The following is a 24763-nucleotide window of genomic DNA, read 5'->3' on the forward strand; positions in this document are numbered from 1 at the left end:
CGTTTTCCTTGTCCAACTCGCACAGGTTCGTGGCAAGTTGTGCAAGGTGGTGCCTGCAGCGCCCGGGTTGGCTCAGCGTGTGTTGGTCCGGCTTCGGTGTAGCCGGTCGCGGTCGACGTTGTCGGCGAGGTATCGCACCAGCCCGGTGTCGCGCATGCCCAGAACGGTGGCTGTGAGCTTGGGGTCGAGGTCGGTGACCAGCTGGGTCAGGCGGGTCTGGCGGCAAACGGCGGGGTTGGTTCCGGCTGGTGCAAGGAGTCGTGTGATGTAGCTCGAGTGCACCGGGGCGTCTCTGCTCCTGGTGATCCGGCTGACGATGAGGTGAGGATTCATTGTGCCGGTTGCCTCCCGATCACGGCGGCACGCTTGGACCGCGGCCCAGGTCGCGGGGTCCATTGGGACCGGTGAAGGGCGACCGTGCAAGATCAGTGCCTGGCGGACAAGGTCGATGTCAGCCACGGTGAGCGCGCGGATCTCGGCGTTGGTGGCGGCATGCAGGATTGCCAGCAGACCGACAAGCCGCTCTTGCGAGCTGATGGTTTCGGTTATCCATCGGCGGAACAGGGAACGCTGGGTCGCCAGATCCAGCACGATGCCGGTAAAGGCAGGTTGGGCGCCGAGGGCAAGTGTGCGGGCGGGGTTGGCCAGGACCAGCCGGCGGCCCTTGGCCCAGGCGAAGAACCGCCGAAGGGCGTAAGTCTGCTGGTGCAAGGCGGCGGGTCTGCGTGCCAGGAATCCTTCAAGGTCAGCGGTGGTCACTTCGGCCCATCCAGTGACCAGGCGGCCGGCGCAGATGTGCACGGCGAGGTCACGGAGGATGCGGAGCCTGGTCGCGAGCGTGATGTCGCTGAGGGTCCGCCGTCCGGTGCGCGTCCGGCGGTCCTGCTCGCTGACCTGGGCGTCGTTGTACTGAGCGACGGCCTGGCGTAGCGGGGTACGGATGGCGTCCAGATACCGCTGGCGCGTCGCGGCCGCGCGCTCCCGGGTGTCCGACTGCGCCAGGGTCAGGCTCTGGCTGGTGAAGAACGTGGCCAGGACGCGTTCGGTCGTTGCGCTGATCACTGCGCCGGCCGCGCGGCGGAGCTGGTGCGGCGTTACGGTCGGGTTGACGAGGAGAATGCGTCCGGTTTCGCGTAGGATCGCCACCGTCCCGCCAGGGTAATAGCGGGCCGCAGCGAAATCCACTAGCAGATTCCACCACGGCGGTGGCGGCCGCATCCGTTGAGCCAGTGACGCGGCGTATCGAAACGGCCGGTCCGGGTCGGCGATCAGGCACCGGTTACACAGCCCACGCCCGGCGTTACGTCGCTGCTGGCCGCAGTGACTGCAGGTGATGGTCTTGGCCGGAGTGCGCGGCGCGGCGGCGCGGACGCATCCGGCGCATCTTCCCTTTTGCAGGTGACGTGACTGTCCGCACTCGACGCAGGCCCGCTTCAGGGCAGCGCGCCCCGCGCGGCGGTGGCAGACGTGGCAGTAGTCCCGATCCAGGAATTTCACCGGCGCCGGGCAGCCCAGGCACCGGCGATAGCCGCTCAAAGCGGCGGCATCGAGCGGCCGAGGGCTGCTGCCTTGGGCTCGGCCTTGGCCCGGGCCGGCTTTACCGGCTGCGTCACCGGGGTGATGTCGACCTCAATCAGGTCATTGGGAGTGCACTCCAGCGCCGTGCAGAGCGCGGCGAGGGTGTCGAGCTTGACTTGGCTGGGCTGCTTGGCGAACAGGGCCGATACAGACGCCGAGGACAGCTCAAGGCCTGCGCGTTCGGCCAGGAGCCGGCGCAACTGTGCCCCGGTCCAGATCTCCCGCTGTGCTGCGGCCATCCGCAGCCGCCACCTAATCTCCATTTCCCTCTCCTCCCAGCTCGGCCAGAGTCCCTGAGACCGCCCGGCGGTAAGCATCTTCGATGAACGTGGCCGACGGCGTCACATACCGCATCGTCGTCCCAACGTGCCAGTGCCCGAGCATCTGCTGGATGGCCACGAGGTCAACGCCACGTTCGTAATTGCGGGTCGCGCAGGCATGACGCAGCGTGTGCGGGCTAAACCTGACCAGCGTAGCCGAGTCTGTGTGGTCTTCGCCGCGGGCCGCCTGCTCAAGCTCAAGCAAATGAGCCAACCGGTTACGGATAGTGCCCCGGCTGATCCGTCCTCCACCCTCGTCCGAAAACAGTGACGGTCCATCGCCGAGACGGGGCGCGATCTCCTCCAGGTACCACCCCAGGATCAGGTCGAGGCCATCGAGCATCGGCACCCACCGCGGCCGGGGTCCGGAGGTCTTGGCTCCCTTGCCAAAGCGGACGTGGACCTTCCCGAAGGGGCCGCGACCGAAGTGCACGTCTGCCCGATCCAGCGACGCCGTCTCCTCCGCCCGCAGCCCCGCGAGGTAGAGCGTGCGGAACATGGCATAGTCACGTCCGGCGACCGCATACTTGCGCGCCCCGGCGATGCGCTCCTTGAGGAAGTCGAAGAACTCCTCCATCCGTTCATCACTGGGTGGTGCGATCGCGGAAGGCGAGGAGGAGTCGACATGGCGTGCAGCGTTGAAATCATCGATCGGGTCAACCAGCCGGACGCCAAACACAGACTCGATCTCGTTGGCCTTGCGCACTGACAAAAACGCGTGGAATCCCTTGAACGCCTGAACATACCCACGCCGAGTCGCAGCCGACAGGCCAAGCTCGACAAGCCCGGCAACGACCCGGTCGACGTCCTCGGCCGTAACTTCCCATGCCGGTCGACCGCAAGCGGTCAGGAACCGATCGAGCACGCCGGCGTTGTTCTCCATCGAAGTTTGAGCGAACCCTCGCACGGCCTGGGAGGTCCTGAACGCCTCCACACACGAGTCCTGGAATGCCACAGGGTCCACCGGCGGGTCGATGGCAGGAGTGGGCGCGGCACCGCCGTGAACAAGACGCAACCCGTCACTGACCACGCACACCTTCTTCCGGGCATGTAACTGAAGGTGCCACCTTATCGAGCAAGGTGCTACCTTGAGCATCGCGACACGACGAATGACTCTATATGCCGGGGCCAGAGGGAAGATTCCGCCAACGAACCTGTGCCCATGCCAGTTGAGTGTCGCGTTCGAAGGCAACGCCCCGAACAGCCCCGGTGAGGTGCGCAGCATGTCCAGGTCGCTGGAATGCTCGCCGCCGGCGGCCAGCATCACCGACAGTGAACCGATCAGCCGGCCGGGCCGGTGCCTGGCGCCAGAGGGAACGAACTGGCCCAACCGCTCCTCGCAGAGCCCGCCGAAGCCCAGGGCATCAAGGAACTCCGTCAGGACCGTCGTGCCCGCGTGCGAAACCAGCGACTGGCCCGTGAAACCAACCGCGACGGCCGGGAAAAGCCGGGTAGAATCTTGCATCGAAAGGGTGCTCCTCACGATCAGGAAAATATGGCGTCGAATACCACTATTTTCCCTTGTCAGAGCACCCTTTCACCGGTTTAACACACCACCCCGGCAGACCTGCCATGAAAACCGCGGGCTAGACGCGAACAAGCTCACAAAAAGACAAAAAATCGTCGTTGACGCCGCCTTGAGAAACTACGGGGCCCCGTCAGGTCGTGAACTGAGCGAACTCACTCACCTGCCCGGCACTCCTTGGGCTGAGAGTCGACAGCAAGCCGGCGTCATTGACAGGCAGAGAGCCAGTACTGTCATTGACCTGGAAGCGATGAAGAAATACTTCAAGCGCACCCTGCTCTGAGCCGCCCTCACAGCCCAAACGGGACGCATCTGGAGTAGGCACGTAGCCGTCGCCGGGGGGCGCCCGAATGCGGCGGCCCGACAGCGGATGGCAGTTCTGGTCCTGACTTCAGCTGATATGCTCACCCGCTGCAGAGCTAGGTCTGCGGTAAGGGAGATCCAGGTGGATGACATCCACGGGGTGACCGGTCCGGTGTCCTTCTTGCGCTTGGCAGGACAGGTTGCGTTCGATTGTTGGTCGGTTGAGGGCTGCTACCCGGCTTCGGTCCCGGGTTCCATTGTGAGTTGACCAGGATCCTACGTCTGGCCACAGGACGACGTAAATGCCGTGCGCGAGCGGGAAGTCGTGCAGGTAGCGTCCGATGAGCTGGTCGGGAATCGCCGTGTCAAGCCCTTCGTTCCAGGCTCCTTTGGTCTCGATGACTACCCGCAAAGGTGCACGTCCACCACCAGGGGCTTCGATCAGGATGTCCGTCCGTTCGGGTATGCCGCTGGGCGCGTTGCGTCGGACTTGGACTTCCCGGTTGATAACTACTCTTCGATTTGTCAGCCGGTCGCGGAATTTCTGCAGTAGGTAGTCACAGACTTCGTCTTCGGACTTCGGTTGCATAACCCGCGTGTCCCAAAGAAGATGCGACTCCGGTGTATCTCCGATTAGTCTTTCTTGGATTTCTGCCAAGGTTTCCAGAACGGATTCGCGCAATTCTTCGAGGTTGCGCACAATCCTCGTGTGGTCGTTGGATCCGAGTCTCGCCAGGAGGTCGAGTTCTATTGGTTTCCACTCGTTCTGGCGATGAGATCTCTTTGCTCGCGCTACTATTTCGCGGCGCCAGCTTTCGCTGGGTTCGGAGTTAGCGAAGCTTTGGAGTGCCTCGATAGCCCCTGGGGTTCCTCGATCGGTCAGTATTTGCAGGATGCGATCCCTCCAGCGGGCTGCTTGGTCCCGAGGGGTGATGCCTTGGCTCCTCGTAAACTCCGGGTCTTCTTTCCTCGGAAAGCGCCGTTCCATCCACATTAGGAAATAGCCTAGGTACTCATCGCTTAGGCCTAGGTCCCCCTGGTTTCTATCTGCAATTTCGATGACCGAGGCGACTGCGACGTCGGGTTGGTTGTCCAGTGTTCCGCGGATGGCACTCCATGAAGACTCGGCGCTGTGTCGCATCAGTGCGGTGAGAGCGATTCTTCGCTGGGAGAGAGTCCTTTCGGTGGAGGCCGGTTGAAGCCACGTTTCGAGAGTCGTGCGTCCCTGGCTTGAATCATTCTTGAGGAGAGTTTCAGCCAGTTCCCCGGCCGTGGGGTCAGAGACGCTCTCGAGGAGCCCTACGAGCTCGGTCTCAAGGTCGGCCCCCCAGAGAAGTTCACAATCCCGCTCCACCAGTGGTGGGTGTCCGGTTTTGTCGTCTTCCCGGATGAGCCACAAGAGGGATCGCACGAGCGCATTCCTGGCGTGAGGTAGCGCCATCAACAGCAGTGACGCATGATCTTCGGTTGAAACCCCGTTGATTGTCGGTTGTTGCAGTACTACCACCGGAGCCCAGTCTTCCCAGGCCCCTGACGACAATTCGCTTAACTGATCGATGGATGTGTGTAGTAACAGAACGAGCGCGCGGTAGCCGGCAACCGCTACAGAATTCAGTCGTCCTGCAGATCTCCATATTTCCGGTTGACACTTCGCCATCGTTAGATAGTCAGCTGCTCCTGAGATGAGCCTCTGCCGAGTTCTTGAGTCAAGGGTTGGCCAGCGTTGGTGTTGGGTGAGGTCGGGCTGGAACTGGGACCCGGGAGTCCGGGTTCCAGGCAATACCGTCACGAGGTATAGCGCATGACCGAACGCATTGAGGTCTCCGTCGTCAAAGAGGTCCAGATTACTCCTTATCCAACCGTTCACCTCTTCCAGAAGTTCGACGGTCTGGTCGTTGGAAGGCTTCGCGGGCCGACGGTATGAAACCCACGTCGCACGCTGCTCCCGTGCCTGCTGCGAGTCAAGCACCACGCTTCCGCACCAATAGGAGAGCGCCCCGGTCACCAGAACGTGGTCCGTGGGCAAGGACGCCAAACAATTGGCGTGGTCGAAATTGTGAGGGTTGAAGATGTGCCCGATGAGAATGATCAGGCCTTTCGACGTCGTCTCGTCCACATTCTGGAGCTGGTCCACCAACCACCCGAAGTCAGTGCCCTGCAACACACGATCCTGCTGGGAATTGGTGACCAAGGCTAGGAGCTCATCATCGGAGCATTCGGAGGCAAGCATCAACAACAGGCTGTGGCGCCGCTGATCCTGCCATTCAGCCGCCACCACTCCATGCTGGCCAATGACTGGCTGATACGTGTGCAGACGGGCGCGAACGGAGTCCAAAGCTGCACTCCGAGCCATTGGATCATCCAGATGATCGGCGCAAATACCCAGGGCTGCATCACGCAGCTCCTGCAGACCTTCTGCGTCCGCGATTGGCAAACGTAGCCAGTTGGCAGCGGCGGCAAGGTCTACGGATGAGAGCGATCTGGTAAGCCGATGCACCGCCATCGAATAATGGCCAAAGAACATCGCGGATGGTTCCACCGCCACGTATCTGAGTGCTTCTGAAGTAGTCAGTGACTGTGGGTGAGACAGGTCGATTATCGCCCCGCGAAGTTCACTGTTGTCGTCCTCTCCGAGTAGATCAGGACTCTCAAGAAGGGCGAGGAGATCCGCCCCCGTCCATCCCACATCCTGCAGCGCCAGGATGCTCCTGTAGCGCAGCAAATGGGATTCAGAAGGATCCAGGGCAATCGACAGAAGGTCTCTTGCGAGTTCTGTCGCCTTAGTCTCCCCGGCGAGCTCTACCGCCATGGATCGAACGGTTTCGTTTTCGGATCGGAGCCACGGTCGGAGTTGATCCGCCACTGATGCGTGGCGAAGGTTCTCGTATTTGGTCCCCCAATCGCGTATATAGTTCCCGCGCGCAACCTCTTCAAGTAGTGCTTCCAAAACGGCCGCCCGCAATGAATCGTCGGGTACGTCTATTTCGTCCGCGACGGCTTGAGGATCTGCCTCACAAATCCAGCGAAATCGATCGGGGCGCATCGAGACCAGCCAGGCCGCAATCCGCCGAACGCGTGGAAAGAGCTTCCCATCTTCCGCACATAGGAGAGACCGGATCTGGGACCTATCAAGCTGCCGGCCGATGCACCACCTGGCTGCCAGGAATTCGGGAAAAGTTGCATGTGCCCACGTCAGCCGGTCGGGTCCTGATCCCTGGAACAGGGCTGAGCGGGACATCTTCGTCAATACGGCCATCTTGTCCACCATCGTTTCAGGCAGAAAATGCGAAATGTCATCGAAGGCCAGATCGATACTCATTCTGCTCCCTACAGCGCCCGCCCACAGGGCTTCGCGCGCAGAGAACAGCATGCAAGCTGCGGTAGACTCCGCAGCTGACAGTACGTCAGTTGGGAGAACCAAATTCGCGCTTGACGTCCGCCGCTGCGGGCTTTGTTCGTCGCACAGCGCACGCAGACCGGCCGCGTAGGCATCCGCTCGGTTTTCCGGGATCCGCCCCTGGGATTGATATCCAAGGACCAGTAGCTCCAGTGACAAGGGCATCGCCGCCAACGGGGCCAGACCCCTGGCAGTCACTGCGGCAATGAAGCCTTCGGGGTCTTGAAGATCTCCTGCCGCCTGAACCGCATCCACGCGACGGAGAGGAGCGATCTCCACGACTTCCGAGTCAGGAAGGTCTTTCACCCATTTCCCTAAGTGGGCCGGCCATTCCGCCGTGCGACACGTTATCCTCAGCCACAACCGCTCAAGCGGCCATTCGTCCAGTATCTCCATGAGGATCGACGCAAGGTGTGGAATTCGCTGTTGCGCCTCGTCGAAACCATCCAAGACCACGCACAATTCCCCGCTTCCAGAGAGCCATTCAGCAACCCGAGGCGAAACGGTCAGTGCTCTCACAAAGCGATCTTCTGTGCCTATCGAATCAAGAGTCACCCGCAAAATGCCCACATCCACAGTTGAAGGCAACACTCGAGAGTCTTCCTTGGCAAAGGTCGATTTGCCCGAGCCCGGTGGGCCCAGCAACACCAAGATCCGATTGGCAGTTGCTTCAGCCGAAGTCAGGACCTGCGGAGGGCTTGCGAGTATCGATAATCCCTCAGGGTCGGGGAGAAAGCCGTCCAGGTTCCGAGTGACGGATTGACTCGGGAACCAAAATCTCGAGTCCACTAGTCTCAACGACATTGATCCCCCGGATGTAAGACGGCGACATTACCTTTGAACTTAGCACTGAGCATCCGCACCTTCGCGAGCATTCACGCCTCCAGGGCAGATTCCGGGCCATCCAAGTTAACGAGGCCGGCCTCCACCAAGCGGCGGAGGACAAGAGCCCGATCTCTTGGACAAGCACCTTGGCGCACAGCCTCAGCATCAGTTTTGAACGATTTGTCCGACTTCTGCGTAGACTTGCGCCGTGATCTCTCCGGCAGGTTTGTTTGCCCATATCCCCTTGGACCCGACAGCTGTCGCCTCGCCGTGGGAATGGGGCTGGACAGCGATAGGGTCTCTCGCTACCGGATTAGCCGCGATAGTGACGGCTATTACGGCCGTTTTCATATACTTTCAAACCAAAGAAACGGCGAAAGCCGCATCGGCCGGTCAACACTCAGCCGAAGCTGCGAACGAGGCTCTCACACTTACAAGAGCCCAACAACGTCAAACTCTATTCATCGCTGCCGAAGCTTTGAAGACTCGCATTGACGCCACGATGCCGAGCGTCAGAGTCATTGCCGATGAGTCGATCATCTGGGAACCGCAGTTTCCCGGCGAATTCCTCGATAGCCCGAACTGGAACGTGCCCGCCGGGTCGGAATTCAATCTTCCCGCAGACGGAAAGCAACAGATTTTGATACAGGTCAGCGTCTCAATCTGGAATGAAGGACCGGGCATGGCGCATCTTCGATTCAATCACCCCATCACGAACGGCAATGAAACACTCACCACGGCCGACCTACCAGAGGGCCAAGGGCTCGAGGAGTACACCTACTCCGTTCAATGTTCCGTTGATGAATGGGCGAAGATCTACCAGGAGCGCCGGCAAGGCGCCGAAAATTCGGGCTTCTCATTCGAAGTAACTTCAGTTCATCCGATGGACACCGGGGCAGTTGACCTAACCCGGGTGGGTTTCGGCGGCACTCTCATCGAACCGGTACCGGAGAAGACTGGCGCTTGGAGGCTTTTACTGACACCAGGCACGTCCGACGACTTTCCCGGCGTGGGCACCGAACCGACAGAGCGAACGTATTTCGTTTCACGCGCTGGGGGGAGACGCCTGCCTGACTACACGCTGGAGGAAACGGACCCGGGGCAGGATTCTGAGATTCTTTAGAGTCGCCTCTTCGAGGACGGGCCACCCAGAAGCTGACATAGCCGCGACGTTGAGCGAACGCCCATCCGTGTGGATCGGCTGGTGTCAGCGGCATGAGTGGCAAGTAAGCCAGGCTCACCTTTCCCGGGAGTCGAGTTCGCCGTGCACCACGTCGGCGCTGTCAATGTCGAGGACCTTCTGTCCAGCAGAGGAGAATAGAGGGTCAGCCGAGGGCGCCGGTCGTCGAATTCCAAGACTCCGCGGAATCCTGTTTCCCCTCCGTCGATCGGCCACGAGAAGCCAGGATACGTCTCAGTCTCATTTCACTCAGGGGGTTCTTGATCGCTCACCCAGGCGATTCTTCCAGATGAGGGGGCCGGGCCGGCACGGCGACAACCCACTTAGTTACCGCGGGGGCCTTTGAACTCATGCACGGGCTACATTGCCGCGGCGCCATGTAGCAAAATGAAACGCGAATAGCTCGTCCAGGGCACCGCACGGTGGAACGAAGCTGTCTCCGCCACGTGGCTCCTTGGCTATCACCGCACGGAAACGTGCGTCCTTTGCGTGATCAGTGGGTTACAGACAAGGACCTAGGCTGTGGCTACTCGACCGTTGCACCGGTGGTCTTGCCGTGGGAGCGTTTCTGCATCCACGTCAGAGCATCTGACAAACCGAGAAGGCCAACGGACGTTCTGAGGTAATTCCGGGCGGCAGGCTTGTCGGACGGCTCATCATGTACGTGCCGAAGAAGCACGTAGAGGGCTGTCGTGTCGAGAACAAGGCCTTGCTGAGCCGCGAACGGGTCAATCTCGTCCGCACGGAGAATGGTGCTGCGGATATTGGGGTCTTTCTCGATCTCCCTGTTCAGCAGGTACCACATGCCCGGGATGCTGGACGGACGTTCCTCAAAAATGTATTTGGTGACGTAACCCTGCAGCACGGCCATCTTTCCGCCCTTGGCATTCCCGGTGACACCAGTAGCGTCACCGAGGACAAGCCATTGAGGATCATCTGGATCTGTGATTCTGAAGTCCTCCCGGCGTTCCTTGTCGTCCCATTCGAGATCCATGTCGCGGACGCCGAACCCCAATTCTTCCAAGGCATCGCGGACAGCGTCCTGCAGGGCATCATCTTGTCCACGGAGAAGTTTCCTGCTTCCTGCGCTGGCCTTTTCCTGGGCCTCCGTGAGTTCGGATTCCAGCTGTTTACGGGTTGCGTCAAACGTTGCTCTGGTTTCGTCAAACTTCGCGGTTTCTTCAGCAATTCGGCGTGCGATGGCCGCTTCGCCGGCCGAATACCACTCAGAAGACGCCCACCAGTCAGGGACTCCGGGGAACTTTTTGGGATCCCTCCGACGCCAGCTGGCGAAGGCAGCAGTAAGCCATGGCCGCAGATCGCTTATCTCGCTCGGGACGAACCACACTTCACCCCGGTTGGGAGCCTCAAGGCGTCCCGCTAGGACGATGCCCTTCGGTCCGAGGGCGAAAGCGTCCAGTTCCACTCCGGCGGGCACGTCTCCGGGGTTGACCAGCCCGGACTGGGTCCCCCGGGCTTCCACTGCGAGGACAAGGGAGTCATGCAGCTCGCGCTCGAGCCCTTGCCGGACCGCGACCTCGTGCCCCGGCACTTCCCACTGGAGCTGCAAGGTAACTGGTCCGACGGCCTGGTTTAGACCCTTGACCCTGTCCAGAGTTCCGCGGTTGTTGTGCTGGGCCTCAGGTAGCACTTTGAAGATATACAGGTGGTCGGCAACCCTCCGATAACTCATTGAGGTGCCCGAGAAGTTCGCTGTCTGATACTCAGTGTTGGTGATGAGGGCGTCCCACTCAGTTTGGTCAACACTTCGCAGATCACTGATGACCTTCACCGTACCTGGCAGGTTCACGTCCCCCTGTAAGCGGGTGCCAAACCCCCAGTTGTCGTCCAGGATCAGAATTCTGGGGTGTTCGCGTCGGTTGGCGACCGTGTGAGTGGCTCGCACAGAATGTCCAATCTGTTTTGTCCCCCGGTCTTTGACCTAGGAGCTCTCGTGAATGCGGGCCCGCGGGGCCCGGAGCCGCGAGGCTTGTCAGTGGTGGGCTTATGGCAGTGCCGTTGTGTGGTGAACCGCGCGGCGGGAGGCTCATTCGGCGGTTCGAGAGGTGGAGCGGAACCAAACATAGCAAGTTCTATAAGGAAATAGGTCCTTCTTAGACCGTGTAATCCTCCGTAAGTTTGGTGGCTCTCCCTGTTTCAGGAAGCGGTATCGAGGAAAGCATCGGCACGACGACTGCTCTTGCGCGCACCTTGACGCCCCGTCGGCACAGGCCAGCGAGGATACTGCCGCGTTGAGCGACCCGGCGAGGAGGAAACTCGGAAACCGACGCGGGCTTTACCGCGTCAATCGGAACCTGTGCGCCAGTAGACCCAGGAGAGCTGCGAGCATGCCGGCGATATGTCCGCCGGCATCCGGTACCGCGGAGTTTTCCCAGTTTTGGAGGAGTTTCGTCCGGGCGTCGGCGTACTGGGCTGTCCGGAAGTAGTTTCCGTGGGTCGCTACTTCTGCCTGGTAGGAGTCTGGCTCTATCTCGAGCGCGGTCTGGTCCAGTGAGTTCTGTCCGGGGTAGTGATCGACGGGGAAGCCAAGGTAGTCCGTGCGGCGCCAGATATTCTGCCAGGCCGTGGCGTTCCCGGCCCCTCGGTCGAGGAGGTCAACGAGTGGGGCGCGCACCTGCGGTCTGTTTGGATTGGCCGGTTGGGCGATGGGTCCCGGTCCGGGCGGCTCCGGCAGGTCTCGGCCCAACCACGGGTCGGTGGCAAAGGTCCTTGGGTGTCTCAGTCCATGTGTTCCAAGGACGTTTGGTCCGCATAGTTCGGGGAAGAACCTCCCGAAGTAGGGGCGCAGCTGTACGCCGAAGGTGAGCAGGCGGATGTTGGGCAGCAGGTCGTCTCTGCCGATGGCGGCAATGTGATAAAGGGCTGCTATTCCCAGGACCGCCCCGAGGCTGTGCGTTGCCAGGAGGACGCGACGGTCGGGCAGCACGGGCTTGTGTTCTGCTGGGTCATCTTTGTTTGACTCGTCGGTGAGCCATTGGATCATCCGGTCGGCCAGTTCGGGTACGGCTCGTTCGAAGTAGCAGGCGGGACCGAAGGGGTGGGCTGCTCTCGGCAGCCATGCCACTAGGTCCCAGAGCAGTCCGATCGGCCTGCTGGTTCCGCGTGCCGCGTTGGACACAGCAATACCGACGATGACGAGTCCTCCGGCTGTCAGAGCGCTTGTCGTCACCCAAGCGCCAACGGAAGAGGCGTTATTCCACCCCGGGAGGCCCTGCAACCATTGGTGGCCCTCGCCGCTCCCATAAAGGATCGTCAATGCGAGCGTCACTGCGACACCAGCGGCAGTGGCTGCGGCAGCGAGCCCGAGGACGGGCTCACCTCGCTGGAACATGGCGCTTCTGCGGCGGACGGCCATGATTTCCGACTCATAGCGCCTTTCGGCGTTGGCAACCGGCGGGTTTTCTATTTTCAGGCCTCCGCGGAGTTTGGGCAGCAATAGAACGATCAGGCACAGTTCAGCTGCGAGGACGGTAAGGACCGTCACACCCCCGAAGGCCCGATAGATGAAAGGTATTGAGATATCCGAGGCGTCACGCGGGGTTAGGCCGCGGAACAGTGGTTGGTCGGCGTCCTGAGTCCAGAGGAGGCTGCCCCCGCGCAGCCAGTTCCCGGTCCCGACAACGATGGCGCTGGTATAGAACGCCTGGAACAGGATGCTGATGAACATGGTTACCGCCGGAGTCATTCCGTGCCAAGCTTCAGCTTTCCGTCCGAACGGCCGTATTGGGGCGCGCTGGCCCTGGGTCAGCAGGGTTCCGGCGACAAGCAGGACAGCCGCTTCGCACAGCTCGAATGCCGCGAGCACAGGCGCCGGAGCCGCGTTCCAGCGCGTGCCGGTGATTATCAGCCCGCCCGTTCCGGCGACCAGGAGCACAATGCCCCAAATTACTGCGGACCGTTGGCCGAGCCGCATGAGGCATCCTGAGGCGGCAAGTATCGTCAAAAGGGCCGCCAGTACAGTCGGGGCGAACTGGGCAGCCGTGAACGGAACAGTCTCGTCCGCGGTTGGGTCGCTGACGCCCGCAGCGATGGCCCACGCATATTCGAGGACGCTGAGGAAGAGCGTGAAGACGGCGAACCTCATCCGCGGACTTGTGTCCCTGTGAGGGGCCCGGATACTGCGTGCCCAGATCATGACCGCCACTGCTGTGACCGTCATCAGGACGCAGGACGAGGCAAACACGGTCGAGGCCGCGGCCGCGTTCTCACCAGTTGAACGGGAAGAGACATCGGCGGCGAGCAGGAGTGCCGTGAACTGCACGGTCGCGGCGACATGCAGCACACCAGTCGGAGAATTGACCCTGCGAATCCACAACCGAGGCGCCGCGAGGACGACCGAATCCATCAGCGGGTTTCCTCCGGCCCCCAGCCTCGCATGTCCTTGAGCACGCCGCGGGAAGGAGGCCCGCCGCTGGTTTTTGACCCGTGTGCGGAAGAGAACATCCCCCAACAGCCCAACGACCGCCAACAGAACCACCGCGAGGATCGGGAACGGGGACACCGCCGCTAGCCGTTGTCCCCGACGGAGTGTGCGGAGACCGTCGAACCAGTGAGGCAGGTTGTTGCACACCTGCTCCGTCGTACCCTGATTCCGGAAGCACTGGACCGCGACCAGGTCCATGACGGCCGTGGCGACCCCGGCGGCCAAGAGAAGAGTCAGCAGCAGACCGAAAAGGCGCACCAGCGAAGCTCCCGTCCCAGGATCCACACCGTCTTCCCTGTGGTTGTCGGCTTTGAGGACCCGGCTCCAGTAGGCGACGTTTGCGAAACCAAACGGGGCGATGAGGAACCATCCGAGGTTGTAGAAGGTCCGACCGATTTTCCCGAGGAATCCGGGCAGCCCGAATCTGTCCAGTTTGCCCCAACTGTAGGCTTCGAGCGTCGTCGTGGAATCGTGGGCAGGGTCTTTGACCTGATAGAAACCAGCGAGGTTGTCGACGAGCTTGATGCCATCGGCGTGGGCGGGGACCACCTCGTCGACCGCGACACCGAGCATCTCGGCTGGTGGTGTATTACGGACCCCGTGTATGCGGAGCTCAAGAATGTCTGACGCTGAGGGCATGACATCTCCTTGGCGCTTCCCCCAGGCCGTGATCGGAGTGTACGGCTGACGACAAGTCGTGTCCAGACATTGTCGTTCGAAACGAGCGACAGCGCGCCCTCATCGCCCTCCGCCTCTCGGGAGCACTCCTTCGCCGACATCTGAAACAACCAGCATGACGCCGGCGGCGTCTGGTGTCAGACTCCGCGGGTCTCTGAAAGCGAGCAGATTGACCGTGGTCTAGACCTCGGGAGTTTCGTTGTCGTTGAGCGCAGCCGTCCTTCGGTCCAACTCGCCAAGGGGCTCGGTCGAAGTGTGCTCTTCGGGCCGACGATCCCGGCGCGCGGACGAAACATCATTCTTCGGATTCTCCTCGGAGGCGGAGCCGTATTTTCATCTGTGGTGACAGGTTATCTTGGTGGATTGTAGGGTCTGGGTAGTGTTTACTGCATGCATCCGCTTGTTATTCCTCCCGTTCTCGAACGTGCCATCAGTATCCCGATGAGACTTTCGGACGATGACGTCTTTCTCGCATGGACCGGCATCATCATTCCCTCCGCCGCAGCGGTGGCCTCACTTCTGGTTGCCGCGATTTCTGTTCGCATCGCTTCCAGAGCGAAAGAAATAGCCGAGAACTCTGAGGAGGCTCGACTTGAAGCCGAGAAACATAGGGAGTTCTTCGAGCGCAAACTAAGGTTTGACGCCGCGCTAAAGAGCCTCTACTTGGGGATTGCGGGACGCATTGAAGCTCTCAGGAAACACGATGCACTGGCCAGGACGGTAGCCTTCAACCTCACCCGGTCCGGCAGCCCGGAGATGACCCTTCCCAGCAGGCCTCCGATTTCCTCACTTGTCGCTCTGATTGCGGCCGCAAGGTTGGATGCCCACGGAGGCGACGAACTGGAAATGCTGGAGGTAGTCGCTTCCGTGGCTATCGTGGCTGCCAAGGAAGGCGAGCTGGAGCCGAAACGGGATTCACCAGCTGACCGGGGGGCACGATTGAGCCAGGAGTCGTGCAGGCTCGAAGGCTTGTTGCATGGCATTGGACACTGGCGCGAGGCGAGTCCTTCCGAACGTTCCACGATACTGAATGAGTTGCGATTGGAGATATGACGCTGCCGGCGCATACAACCCGGCCAAAACGCATCTCGTCGGCCCCACCCTTAACTCTGACCACCTATTCACGAACTCCTCCGGAAGCGTCGCCGGAGACCGAATCCTTGACTTGGTACTTTTTTCGGGCGATATGATAAAGATATGGTATTTACTCGGAATGGAGACAGTAATGGGACGACCGCCCGGCTCGACCAACAAGACGCCAAGGGAACTCAGAGCAGAGGCGAAGCGTCTCATCGAAAAGGCGAAGTACATCGAGAAGCTTGCAGCCTTGAAGAAAGAGCAGAAGAAGTAAACCGCCTCGAATAAACTCGGGAACTCGATGCCCTACTCAAAGTTGGCACGAACCCGAGCGGACCATCGAAGAAAGCACTCAGGTTTTTCATCCCCAGTTGCGTCTCTTAGGCTGTTGAGGTGTCATCGCCATCTCGCCAGCCTCTGAACCTCCAGGACCTCGTGTCGTCCATCCCTAAAGTGACAGCCGTGGTCAACTCCGGCACGGACCAAAAGCAAGCTAGCCTTCAGCTCAAAGAAAACGGCAGATTCTTGCACGCCCACCTACTTAGATCGGCCAGCAAGAAGACAACGCTCCGTTTCTGCGTTGGGGACCCGACGGCCAGATCTTCCGTTTGGAGAGTATTCGCAGGCCCTAACGCCAGTGACGTCTACATTGCGATACGGAGCAGTGCAGACTTGCACAAGATCAGTCTTCACGAATCAGGCGACTTCAGGTACCAGTTGATCGGCATGACCCAGGACGAAGTGGACCGGGTGGACCTCGCCATCGTGTCCCTCAACGGGAAAGACGAGGGCAACGATACGCGGATTCTGCACCAGTGGACGCGCCCCGAGCCTTCGTCACAAGGATGGATCGATGGCTTCAGATTGGTCATTCCCGCTGATGATCTAATGCCGGGTCCCGCTAGCCTGAAAGATCTCGGAGATGTTGACTGGATTCCGGCTCCCTCGGCCGGACGCGCGATAGCGGTACGCGGCTACTTCGTCACTCCGGGGAAAGGCGAGATGGACCTAGGTGACCTAGTCCGAGAAACGGGCGCCTTCTCGTTTTTGGGTGGTTTCAAGCTCCGGAATGGACAGGTTTTCGTGTTGTTCTCGTCAACGGTGACGCTCCTACAGCAAGAATTGAAGATGCTGGAGGACATGAGAGCGGAGGGCCGGGCGAAAGCCCATCCCGGCTTCGATTGGTCACGGGACAACGGATCGCGCATTCTGGCCTATCCCTCAGACGAAAAAGGGTGCCCCACTTTCATTGACGCCAAGGCATAGGTCCACGCCCTTCGAACCGACCTAATGGGGCTCAATTCACTCGAGCACTCCGGGTACTTCGGTCAGGGCTGGACGGCTTGGACAACTGGGATTGCTGGCCCGTTCCATCCCCTCCGTCGCCCACGTCTCGACTAGGGCGCATGCACGCGCCCTAGACTGTGCTCATGGTGATCTATGCGGAGCTTCAGGCAACCCCGGTGAAGGAAACCTGGCAGCGCGTGCGTGCCCTCCGATCCCAGGAGATCGGCAAAGCGGCCGGTGGCGCACGACGGTCGACATTCAACGCCGCGCTTGAACAGGCTGAGCAATTGTTCACTGCCGCGGCGACGGTGGGAACGGCCACTCAGCCGATCCTGCTTTTCTATGGGCTCAACCAGTTGGGGCGGGCGATCGCAGCCGCTTCCACACAAGTAGCAAATTCCGAATACCGGCTGACGGGTCATGGGATTAAGGACAATAAACTGCAGGACGCCGCCAATCACGGTTTAGCGCAGCTTGAAGTCCGAGGTTTGGATTCTGGGGCGTTTCCGACCGTCGCTCAGGCATTGGGCTGCTCAGCGATGAAGGACAACGTCAAGCTCGGTGACCTGTGGGATCTACTGCCATACACCGACCGGTTCCCCCTGCCGAGCCAGGGAGTATCACAGCGCCTCATCCTTGACGCCGAGTCGGCCCACATCGTCCGAGGGCCGGAGGCGGCACGTGCGCGCCTTTACCCGCTGCCCGTCAGCCTGCAGACAACTGCCGGTGATCCGACGGCCGGTAGAGACACAATCGACGGCGGACGAATCGCCGAAGAATACACCGCCCTCCAGCGGTTCCTTCAGGACTATCCGACACTTGCAGGATGGCAGACAACAAACACGCCCGGTCAACCGATCCCATATCAGCACGGCTTCAGCGGCGAAGATCAATACCTCGTGCTTCCCCTGATCCTGCCGAAACCTGCAGGCGAAACAGAATCTTCCGATTTCGACTCCCGCAGCGTCGACTACCACGGCGTGCACTATGTATATCCATGTCTCGATTCGTCCGGCCTTCCCGCACACCCCTTCCTGATTTGGTGGGCGGCGCTCTTCGTCCTTTCGCGTCTCGCGAGATACCAGCCGAACGAATGGCTCGAATTGACGTCAGTTTCCCAGTCAGCCCACGCGGTTGCGATCGAGCACATCCTGGGCGAAGCGCTAAGGGCGGTACCGGAACTTGCGCTGGCAGCCATCATCCGTTCCTCCTCGGAGAGCTATCACCATGAAGCCCGGACGCCGATAGCTGGCTCACCGGACCAGTAGGACCTTGCGCCCAGGGCGCTGCCGTCGAGCGCTCTGGCCCGACAGACTGGTTCACGCCCCCGTGAGCTGAGCACAACTGAATTCTTCGGAATTGGGACGCCACGACAGCCGCTTTTGGCGAGCGGGTTACGCAGGATTCGCGTTCGTGGATCTCAGCCGGTGAAGGAAGTCGTCCGTAAGTGGACCTTTCCCGTAGACGGGCGAATAGCTCGGCCCCGGGGCGCTAACGCCCCACCTTGCGCGGTCATGCTGGGAAAGCTCCTCGTACGGGATCTGACGCATAAGGCCTAGTGCCGTGAGCGTGTTGATAAGAACGGCTGCGGTGGCAGTCAGCCCGCACTTTTCGCGCAGCTCGTGTCTTTTCCAAAGTCGCGAGTATCCGCGGTGCTCCGGGTCCGTCTCACAAAGCGCTTCCACCATTCGGACATACGGGGCGTCTACCTGGGCGAAGATATTGATCCAAATGATGGAATCGTCGACAAGGGCGTCATCATGCGCGAGGCCCGCCACGGCCCGGCCAAGGGCTTTCACCTTGTCGTCGAGCGCAGTCCGTCTTGCGGCATCACAGGCGGCAACGAAGGCAAGCAGCCGCTCTGGGTCTGAGGTGACAGCTCTGACAAAGTCATCTGCAGTCGTGACGGCTTCCCTCCGTCCTTCAGTAATCATCAGGTTCATATTTCTTTCCTGATGTTGTTGAAGCATTGGCCCTACGCCTTTGAGGGCCGTGGCTCCTGCCGCAATGAAGGGACCGCCGGAAGGCATGAGTGCGCTCAAGATCGCTGCGGTTCCATCGATGGCGGTATCCACCAGAAGCTTCGAAGTACCTTGAGTTCCGACCAAATAGCCGTTGCCGGGATCGTTCTGCTCGTCCACCTTGCAAGCCTAACGCCCGGTGAGCCCCACCTGAGCTCCATCCGGTCATCAAAGGCCTCGGTCGACGTTGGACATCCGATCGCGGCTGCCCTTCATCGTGTCTCATGAAGGATCGCTAGAGGAAACGCCCAACCAAGGCAGGTTGATCGGTGTGCTAAATCAGGTGCTTAGCCTGTGCCTAGCTCATTCCACGTGATCACAGAGCCCTTACCCCACAAGGCATCCAGTGAATTCGTAAAACCCCCGCCAGCTAGCGAGGCCCCTGCTTCCCTTTGTTTACAAGGGATCGGGGGCCTTTTGCTTTGCCGGGATTAGGGTTTTGGGCACATTTTGGGCACATTCGCCAGGGACACTGCATGGTCCAGGGCGTCCGAAACGCTGTCCAAGTCCCCGTCAAACAGGTCCGCATAGATATCCAGGGTCATGGCCGCCGAGCTGTGACCGAGCATTCTTTGCACCGCTTTGACGTTCGCGCCGGCCGATACAGCAAAGCTCGCGGCTGAATGCCGGAGATCGTGGGGTGTGATTCGTGGCACCCCGGAGCGCTTCACCGCACCGGCAAACCAGCTCATGTTGTCATCGTGCACGCGTGCGAGGCGGAGGTGATGGCCATTCTCGCCGGGAAACACGAGATCATTTCTATCCTTGTTCTCACACTGCTGTGCCAGGGGCTCAGCGAGGAATCGCGGGAACGGCACGGTTCGTTTCTTGTGGTTCTTTGGCGTACCTACTTCGATCACCGAACCGACCTGAACCGCGTTTTCCTCAATCACGAGTCGCCGCCGCAACATGTCCAGATGCTTGACTCGCAGTCCAGTCGCCTCTCCCCACCGCAACCCGCAGTAGGCAAGCACGAGAACCAGTGTCGGATATTTACTGGCTGCCGCGAGTGCATGCACTTGCTCGTGACTCAGGTAGACGTGCGGCTTCTTGATCTTGCGCGGCAAGGTTACGCCTCGTGCTGGATTACTCAATGTTCGACGGTCGCTCACGGCGTCATCCAGAATGGCCGCCAAGACTCCGTAAGCGCGGATTACAAGCGTTGCCCCCTTCGGTTTCCGGGGCGGGACAGCGCTCTGATCTCCCTTCGTCAAACCTGAGACCCACTGCTGCACATCTGTCTTTCGGATATCTGAGACTGCCGCACCGCCCCACACCGGCAGCACATGATTACGCCAAGCCGACTCCACGGGGCGCAATGAAGATGGCTTCAAATGGGTCTGCCGCGACAACCACGCGTCCCCAAGCGGACCGATCAGGGCCTTTGCGGCTGCCGCATCTATGAATTCCCCGCGGGCCTTGGATACCTCAACGCTGGCGAGAAAAAGCTCGGCATCTCTCTTTGTCCTGAATCCACGTTTCTTGGTCTGTACCCGGTCAGGTTTCCGGTAGCGAACCTGATACCGGCGCCCGGCCCGTGTCTCATAGGGTTCAATCGTTGCCATCGCCGGATTGTTCTTTCGCTGCGTTCTGATCAACCAGAGTCTTGATAATCGCGCTGAGCTCGTCCACTCGTAAATTGAGGTCTTCGAATGTCACGGGACCAATTTTCGTATTCCCTGCCGGGATGAAGTCGGGGCGCAGCCCCCGTACGTAGTCATCACTGCCCACGTCGCCGTCGATCGGTGTTATGCCATCCGCCCATTCCCAAACCCGTACTAGGTCAGCCGGATCAGCTCCGGTGAGGGCCACCGGCTCGTCGAGCGACTTGGGAAATAACAGTGCATTTGGGTTCACGCCCAGGACTAGCGCCAGGGCCACGAGATCATCAACATCAACCCGCCTAACGCCGGCCTCGATCTTCTGTATTCCGCTCGCGGAAATTTCGTGCCCGACGCCCCTAAGCCTTTGCTGAAGCTCCCGCAGGGTGACGTTCCCCCGCAAACGCTTCAGGTTCCGAGCGACCGTCTTGCCGGTTGGGCCTATGTCATGTCCTCGCAGCCGCTCTCCGCTATGTACCATATAAGAAACGATACACGCTATATAGACAACATTTCTAACGGGAACTGTGTATCTAATATGACGCGGCTTTCGCGGAAGGGAATAGGCCTCATGGAATCGGAACTGCTGACCCCGGCAGAGCTGGCAGCCAAGCTTCACAAGACGGCGCCCGCATTGGCGCAATGGCGCTATAGAGGGATGGGCCCTAAGTTCGTGAAGCTAGGCAGCGGCGTCCGCTATCGCGCCAGCGATGTAGAGGCATGGCTCGACGCACAGACACGCTCTCAGACAGGCCAGGTACTCCCTAGCGTCTAGAGCCGGGATTCCTGACGGACTCTGCGAGAGCCGGACCCTCAGACTGCAATCCCTTGGTCCGAGACGAGGGAGCCCGTGTGAACCGCGCCACCATCAAGTGGAGGTCGCCACGCTGGCAACCTACTCGGATCGCAAAGGCGAACGAGAATCGTACGAGTGGCTGACCCCGAGGCCACGAGTATCTCTCTTCGGTGGTTCCCGGTGGACCACCGCAAACGACCCGACGCTTTGACACCCGCTGGCCACGACCGTTCCGCAGTCTCCCTTTGACTCGCGGAAGCCGGCGCCCCTCCATCGCCTTGCGCCTTTTGCCCGGATCCGCCCTGTGACGGAAGCCGCGCGACCTATCTTGTCTTCCGCGTGGCCCCAAGGAATGGCGTCACGCGGAACGAAACCTTCCTCGAGTTCACGGCAAACCTGCCCTGATACCTTGGCTTGGACGTCAAAGAACCGGCGATCGTCCACGACGACGAACTCCTCCAGCCATCCAACAAGAACGGGAGACACCCGCTACGAGAGAACGACGCCCCGGCCGCGACCGCCAGCCCTCTCCTGCGCCTATTCCCGTTCCGCAAGATGAAGAGACAGTCCGTTCCCGCTCCAAGCCGCCGGAGAAACATATCGATAGAACGCGAAGCCCTGATGTCGTTCGTGAGCCCATCCACACTGTTTCCCGGCCCAGAACGATCCTTAGCCAAAAATTCGGGCTTCAAACCGTCCCGGAAGAGGAAAGTGATGACAATGTCAGCAGCCGCTCGGACCGCGTCCTCGTTCCAGCGGACCCCTTCGCGGCTTCTCCATGTTCTCCGCCTACGCGTGCGGGCTTGTACACAGCTATCCAGTGCCGAACTCACGCCTGAACCTGCGGCGCTGCTTGTCACGTCAGACCCCTGGGCTTACCGAACCGGTCGACGTCTCCGGATCAACCGGAGCGACTTCAACGCCTGGTTGGCCTCCCCCGACTGGAGATATGAAGGCCAAGGACCGTCCAGAGACGGGGTACTTCTGAGCTGGGCTGGCATGGCATCCCGGCCTCAAACTGTAGCCGTCCCCGACGCACCATCAAGGGCGCATGCGCGTCACTGCGTGATGGGCCTCCGGCCCACCCTTGACGGCGCGCCAAGGACGGACACGACGGCCATTATCGGGATGCGGGCGAGGTGAGATGGCACTAATCAATCGGATGGATTCCGACCTAGTGACTGCTATGACTCGGATCAGCGTCGTGCATGAGCATGAGGACCTTCAAGTCCCTCCTTCCAAAAGATCCGGCGGGCATCGTATGGTTGGCGAACTGGCGGGTCCCAGGCCAACTGCCACCCGGCGGTTTGGCGGGCAGACTATTGCGGTCGTTACTGCCGACGCCAGAATGCGGTGTAATTAGTCTCACGTAAGGGAGACTCACATGGATCTTGTTGAACTCATGCGGCGCGGGGACGAAACCATCCATGCCCACGATGCATTTAGCGACCTGGCCGCCTCGGCGCGCTCATTCCTAGCCTGCGTCGCGGGATGGAAGCAGTTCACCGTCGAGCCTGCAAGCCCTGCAGCGGAACGAGTGCTGGGCGCAGCAATGATGCTGGACCCAACACTACGCGGCGGCCGTTCTGCCCGCACCGTAGTACTTGATGTCAATATCGCCAGCGGAAGTCTTCTGGCCAACGCAGCCCGGCGAGTTCGGGACACAGTCGAGACGGAATGGTTGATCGCCGTTGCCATCAACTCACTAACAGACTGGGACATGCGGTGGACGATCGACGGAGTCGACACCCTGTTCGTATGCAACGCCTCGTCAGTCGCTGTCGCCTGCAGCCAGAGCGGCCAAAGCAGCGATCACCGCATCCCCATTCGCTCCGTCTAAAGGCGAGACGAGCCTCGCAGCGAGCTCGTCCAGGGCAGCCCGCTTCATACCGGTCGCACGAGCAGCACCATTTGCGTCAACCACGCTGATGGACTTACCAAGTCCTTCGCGGAGCACGAACAGCAGCGCACCCTCGCAGTGGGCCCGCGAAAACGCCGCCCTAGACCTGCGTCCCACAGGCGTAGTGCCCGCCATTCGGATGCCGGCAGCGTCGATGTCCTCGTTACTAAGTTTGGCGCTAAGCATTCGGGCAAGATCAACCGCTTGCTCAGACGGTTCGAGGGCTGATGTACGAACCTCGAAACAGCTCACCGTGACCGGGTCGTCGACCGATCCCTCGAGAATCGCTGCATGGACGCGAGGCTTTCTTCCATTAGGGACGACTACGACTCCAAGAACGCGCATACCAGACAGTATCCTGATCGTCGTGGAAGCTACTGTATATCCAAGCGGCACGACCGTGAATGACCGGTATTTGCTGGAGAAGAAACTCGGCAGTGACGGCCAAGTATACAAGGCACACGACAAATACCTCGACCGCACCGTCGCAATCAAGCTACTCGATCCCACTTCCGGCGGAGAGCCGCAGCCGTGGGACGAAGCGAGGCGACTCGAACAGCTTCGCAGCACCTTCATAGTGCCGGTTTTGAACGCTGACATCGTGCTGAACAGCGACCTTCGGTACATCATCACGCCACTGATGGTGCACGGCGACCTTGAAACGCTCGCCCATTCCGAGGGACTACCTGTTAGTCTCGCCGTCCGTTTCGGGCACCAAATTGCCGCCGGCATTGACACGGTTCATGCTTCAGGCATGGTGCACCGAGATATCAAGCCAGCAAACGCACTCTTAGACGGCGATAACGTTCTCGTTTCTGATCTTGCGTTTTGCAACATCCTCGATGAGGACGGCCGCGCTCCCCGGAACGGCAGTTGGTGTACGCTCGCGCCAGAGGCCGCCCTCGAAAATGGCTGGTGCAGCATCGCCACAGACGTGTACTCCTTAGCGGCTACAGTCTTTTTTCTCCTGTCGGGCGAGTATCCCGTAAATCACCGTCTTCCGCGGGCGGAACAGCAGACCAAGATCGCGGTAGGGCAAGTGCGGGACATCTCAGACCTCGCTCCGCACGTGCCACGGTCTGTAGCCACAGTTATCCGTCGTGGACTGGGCCTCAATCCGGCCACTCGACACGCTACTGCGGCAGACTTCGGTAATGCATTAGCAACGTCGCTCGGCCACCGGCGAGACTGGTTTCGTGTTCGACACGAAGGCCACGTGTACTGCGCGGAAAGCACAGCGATTCGCGGGCGTGGCGCACTCGGTGTGTGCTCGGAACCCCTAGGCGAGCGCGAAGTCACGATTCGAGCGTTTCACTTGCCAACTGGACGGGCAGTTTCTGGTGTAGCAGTTCGTTCCGTACGTAACTCATCCATCCCAGCATCCCTGCGGTCATTCTTTGCAGCCCTGTAGCCCCAAAAACGTCAACGGCGTCCCGTCTCGAGCGCAGGCAGGGACCGAGGCCTCAGCGGATGTCTTGGCTTCTTCTTTGCTGGATTGAAACGTAGCCGTCCCGGACGCGGACAAATACCCCATCGACCCGGTTGCCGATCAGGGTTAGCGCGGAGGGTATCGAGGGTCCAGGCGGCATCGACAAGTCAGGCGCGGATACTCAGTACCGGTTCACGCTCCGGGGGGACAACCAGATCGCGGTGTGGCAGAGGGTCGGCGGGACTACCAAAGCTCCCGACCAGGGCTGGACTGTGAAAGAGACGGTGAGCCTTCCTACGCCAGTGGGTCAGCTGAATTGGGCGGTTCCGCTGAATAGATGATCCGTCAGTTCCTTGACACAGCCTTCCCAAAGCCGAGATCCAGGGCTGATGGAGCATGATA

16 protein-coding genes and 1 pseudogene are annotated in these 24763 nt (G+C 60.4%); 8 read left to right on the forward strand and 9 right to left on the reverse strand.

Annotated features, from left to right (window positions below; genetic code table 11):
- Nucleotides 1-72: 72 nt before the first annotated feature.
- The 4 genes and pseudogenes from AB4068_RS05485 to AB4068_RS05500 form a co-directional block, all read right to left on the reverse strand.
- Nucleotides 73-1185: a hypothetical protein gene (locus AB4068_RS05485; protein ID WP_441432860.1), complete on the reverse strand. Its 1113-nt coding sequence runs from the start codon at nucleotides 1183-1185 to the stop codon at nucleotides 73-75.
- A 347-nt stretch (nucleotides 1186-1532) separates the two neighbouring features.
- Nucleotides 1533-1841, reverse strand: a complete 309-nt coding sequence (locus tag AB4068_RS05490) for a helix-turn-helix domain-containing protein (protein WP_441432861.1) — start codon at nucleotides 1839-1841, stop codon at nucleotides 1533-1535.
- Nucleotides 1842-1926: 85 nt separating this feature from the next.
- Nucleotides 1927-3363 (reverse strand): annotated as a pseudogene (locus AB4068_RS05495) (tyrosine-type recombinase/integrase); the annotation flags it as partial.
- Between the two features lie 451 nt (nucleotides 3364-3814).
- The gene (locus AB4068_RS05500) at nucleotides 3815-7774 is read right to left on the reverse strand and encodes an NACHT domain-containing protein (RefSeq protein WP_441432862.1); all 3960 of its coding nucleotides are present in this window, start codon (nucleotides 7772-7774) and stop codon (nucleotides 3815-3817) included.
- A gap of 382 nt (nucleotides 7775-8156) precedes the next feature.
- Between AB4068_RS05500 and AB4068_RS05505 the strand changes: the two genes are divergently transcribed.
- A complete protein-coding gene (locus AB4068_RS05505) occupies nucleotides 8157-9071 on the forward strand; it encodes a hypothetical protein (RefSeq protein WP_441432863.1) in 915 nt (304 codons plus the stop codon).
- A gap of 583 nt (nucleotides 9072-9654) precedes the next feature.
- Here the strand turns inward: AB4068_RS05505 and AB4068_RS05510 are convergent.
- Nucleotides 9655-11034: a hypothetical protein gene (locus AB4068_RS05510; protein ID WP_441432864.1), complete on the reverse strand. Its 1380-nt coding sequence runs from the start codon at nucleotides 11032-11034 to the stop codon at nucleotides 9655-9657.
- A 390-nt stretch (nucleotides 11035-11424) separates the two neighbouring features.
- Nucleotides 11425-14211, reverse strand: coding sequence for a hypothetical protein (locus AB4068_RS05515; protein ID WP_441432865.1), 2787 nt, complete (start codon nucleotides 14209-14211; stop codon nucleotides 11425-11427).
- 429 nt (nucleotides 14212-14640) lie between these two features.
- On the opposite strand from AB4068_RS05515, the gene AB4068_RS05520 reads away from it, so the two are divergent.
- The 4 genes from AB4068_RS05520 (at nucleotide 14641) to AB4068_RS05535 (ending at nucleotide 17882) form a co-directional block, all read left to right on the forward strand.
- Nucleotides 14641-15303 (forward strand): hypothetical protein, encoded by a 663-nt coding sequence (locus AB4068_RS05520; RefSeq protein ID WP_441432866.1) that lies wholly within the window; start codon nucleotides 14641-14643, stop codon nucleotides 15301-15303.
- Between the two features lie 172 nt (nucleotides 15304-15475).
- On the forward strand, nucleotides 15476-15601 hold the full coding sequence (locus AB4068_RS05525; RefSeq protein ID WP_441432867.1) for a hypothetical protein: 126 nt from the start codon (nucleotides 15476-15478) through the stop codon (nucleotides 15599-15601).
- A 452-nt stretch (nucleotides 15602-16053) separates the two neighbouring features.
- A complete protein-coding gene (locus tag AB4068_RS05530) occupies nucleotides 16054-16593 on the forward strand; it encodes a hypothetical protein (protein ID WP_441432868.1) in 540 nt (179 codons plus the stop codon).
- A 164-nt stretch (nucleotides 16594-16757) separates the two neighbouring features.
- A complete protein-coding gene (locus AB4068_RS05535) occupies nucleotides 16758-17882 on the forward strand; it encodes a YaaC family protein (RefSeq protein ID WP_441432869.1) in 1125 nt (374 codons plus the stop codon).
- Between the two features lie 126 nt (nucleotides 17883-18008).
- Here the strand turns inward: AB4068_RS05535 and AB4068_RS05540 are convergent, their stop codons facing one another.
- From AB4068_RS05540 to AB4068_RS05550, 3 genes are all read right to left on the reverse strand, one after another.
- Nucleotides 18009-18755 carry a hypothetical protein gene (locus tag AB4068_RS05540; RefSeq protein ID WP_441432870.1) on the reverse strand — a complete coding sequence of 249 codons (747 nt, stop codon included), beginning with the start codon at nucleotides 18753-18755 and terminating at the stop codon, nucleotides 18009-18011.
- A 311-nt stretch (nucleotides 18756-19066) separates the two neighbouring features.
- Nucleotides 19067-20200 carry a tyrosine-type recombinase/integrase gene (locus tag AB4068_RS05545; RefSeq protein WP_441432871.1) on the reverse strand — a complete coding sequence of 378 codons (1134 nt, stop codon included), beginning with the start codon at nucleotides 20198-20200 and terminating at the stop codon, nucleotides 19067-19069.
- Nucleotides 20187-20717 (reverse strand): helix-turn-helix domain-containing protein, encoded by a 531-nt coding sequence (locus tag AB4068_RS05550; protein WP_441432872.1) that lies wholly within the window; start codon nucleotides 20715-20717, stop codon nucleotides 20187-20189. Before AB4068_RS05550 ends, AB4068_RS05545 begins: the two co-directional genes overlap by 14 nt.
- A 90-nt stretch (nucleotides 20718-20807) precedes the next feature.
- Here AB4068_RS05550 and AB4068_RS05555 point away from each other — a divergent pair, with 90 nt between their 5' ends.
- From AB4068_RS05555 to AB4068_RS05565, 3 genes are all read left to right on the forward strand, one after another.
- Nucleotides 20808-21011, forward strand: coding sequence for a helix-turn-helix transcriptional regulator (locus tag AB4068_RS05555; protein WP_306962584.1), 204 nt, complete (start codon nucleotides 20808-20810; stop codon nucleotides 21009-21011).
- Nucleotides 21012-22416: 1405 nt separating this feature from the next.
- The gene (locus AB4068_RS05560; RefSeq protein WP_441432873.1) at nucleotides 22417-22872 is read left to right on the forward strand and encodes a hypothetical protein; all 456 of its coding nucleotides are present in this window, start codon (nucleotides 22417-22419) and stop codon (nucleotides 22870-22872) included.
- Between the two features lie 427 nt (nucleotides 22873-23299).
- Nucleotides 23300-24343: a serine/threonine-protein kinase gene (locus AB4068_RS05565; RefSeq protein ID WP_441432874.1), complete on the forward strand. Its 1044-nt coding sequence runs from the start codon at nucleotides 23300-23302 to the stop codon at nucleotides 24341-24343.
- Nucleotides 24344-24763: the final 420 nt, after the last annotated feature.

Source organism: Arthrobacter sp. 2RAF22 (genome assembly GCF_052115325.1).
Lineage (GTDB): Bacteria > Actinomycetota > Actinomycetes > Actinomycetales > Micrococcaceae > Arthrobacter.

Excerpts from the sequence above, each read along its gene's own strand:
- AB4068_RS05550 (WP_441432872.1), bottom strand. The coding sequence starts at position 20,717 with ATGGTACATAGCGGAGAGCGGCTGCGAGGACATGACATAGGCCCAACC.
- AB4068_RS05525 (WP_441432867.1), top strand. The coding sequence starts at position 15,476 with ATGGGACGACCGCCCGGCTCGACCAACAAGACGCCAAGGGAACTCAGA.
- AB4068_RS05530 (WP_441432868.1), top strand. The coding sequence starts at position 16,054 with ATGACCCAGGACGAAGTGGACCGGGTGGACCTCGCCATCGTGTCCCTC.
- AB4068_RS05520 (WP_441432866.1), top strand. The coding sequence starts at position 14,641 with ATGCATCCGCTTGTTATTCCTCCCGTTCTCGAACGTGCCATCAGTATC.
- AB4068_RS05515 (WP_441432865.1), bottom strand. The coding sequence starts at position 14,211 with ATGCCCTCAGCGTCAGACATTCTTGAGCTCCGCATACACGGGGTCCGT.
- AB4068_RS05560 (WP_441432873.1), top strand. The coding sequence starts at position 22,417 with ATGGATCTTGTTGAACTCATGCGGCGCGGGGACGAAACCATCCATGCC.
- AB4068_RS05555 (WP_306962584.1), top strand. The coding sequence starts at position 20,808 with ATGGAATCGGAACTGCTGACCCCGGCAGAGCTGGCAGCCAAGCTTCAC.
- AB4068_RS05490 (WP_441432861.1), bottom strand. The coding sequence starts at position 1,841 with ATGGAGATTAGGTGGCGGCTGCGGATGGCCGCAGCACAGCGGGAGATC.
- AB4068_RS05545 (WP_441432871.1), bottom strand. The coding sequence starts at position 20,200 with ATGGCAACGATTGAACCCTATGAGACACGGGCCGGGCGCCGGTATCAG.
- AB4068_RS05535 (WP_441432869.1), top strand. The coding sequence starts at position 16,758 with ATGGTGATCTATGCGGAGCTTCAGGCAACCCCGGTGAAGGAAACCTGG.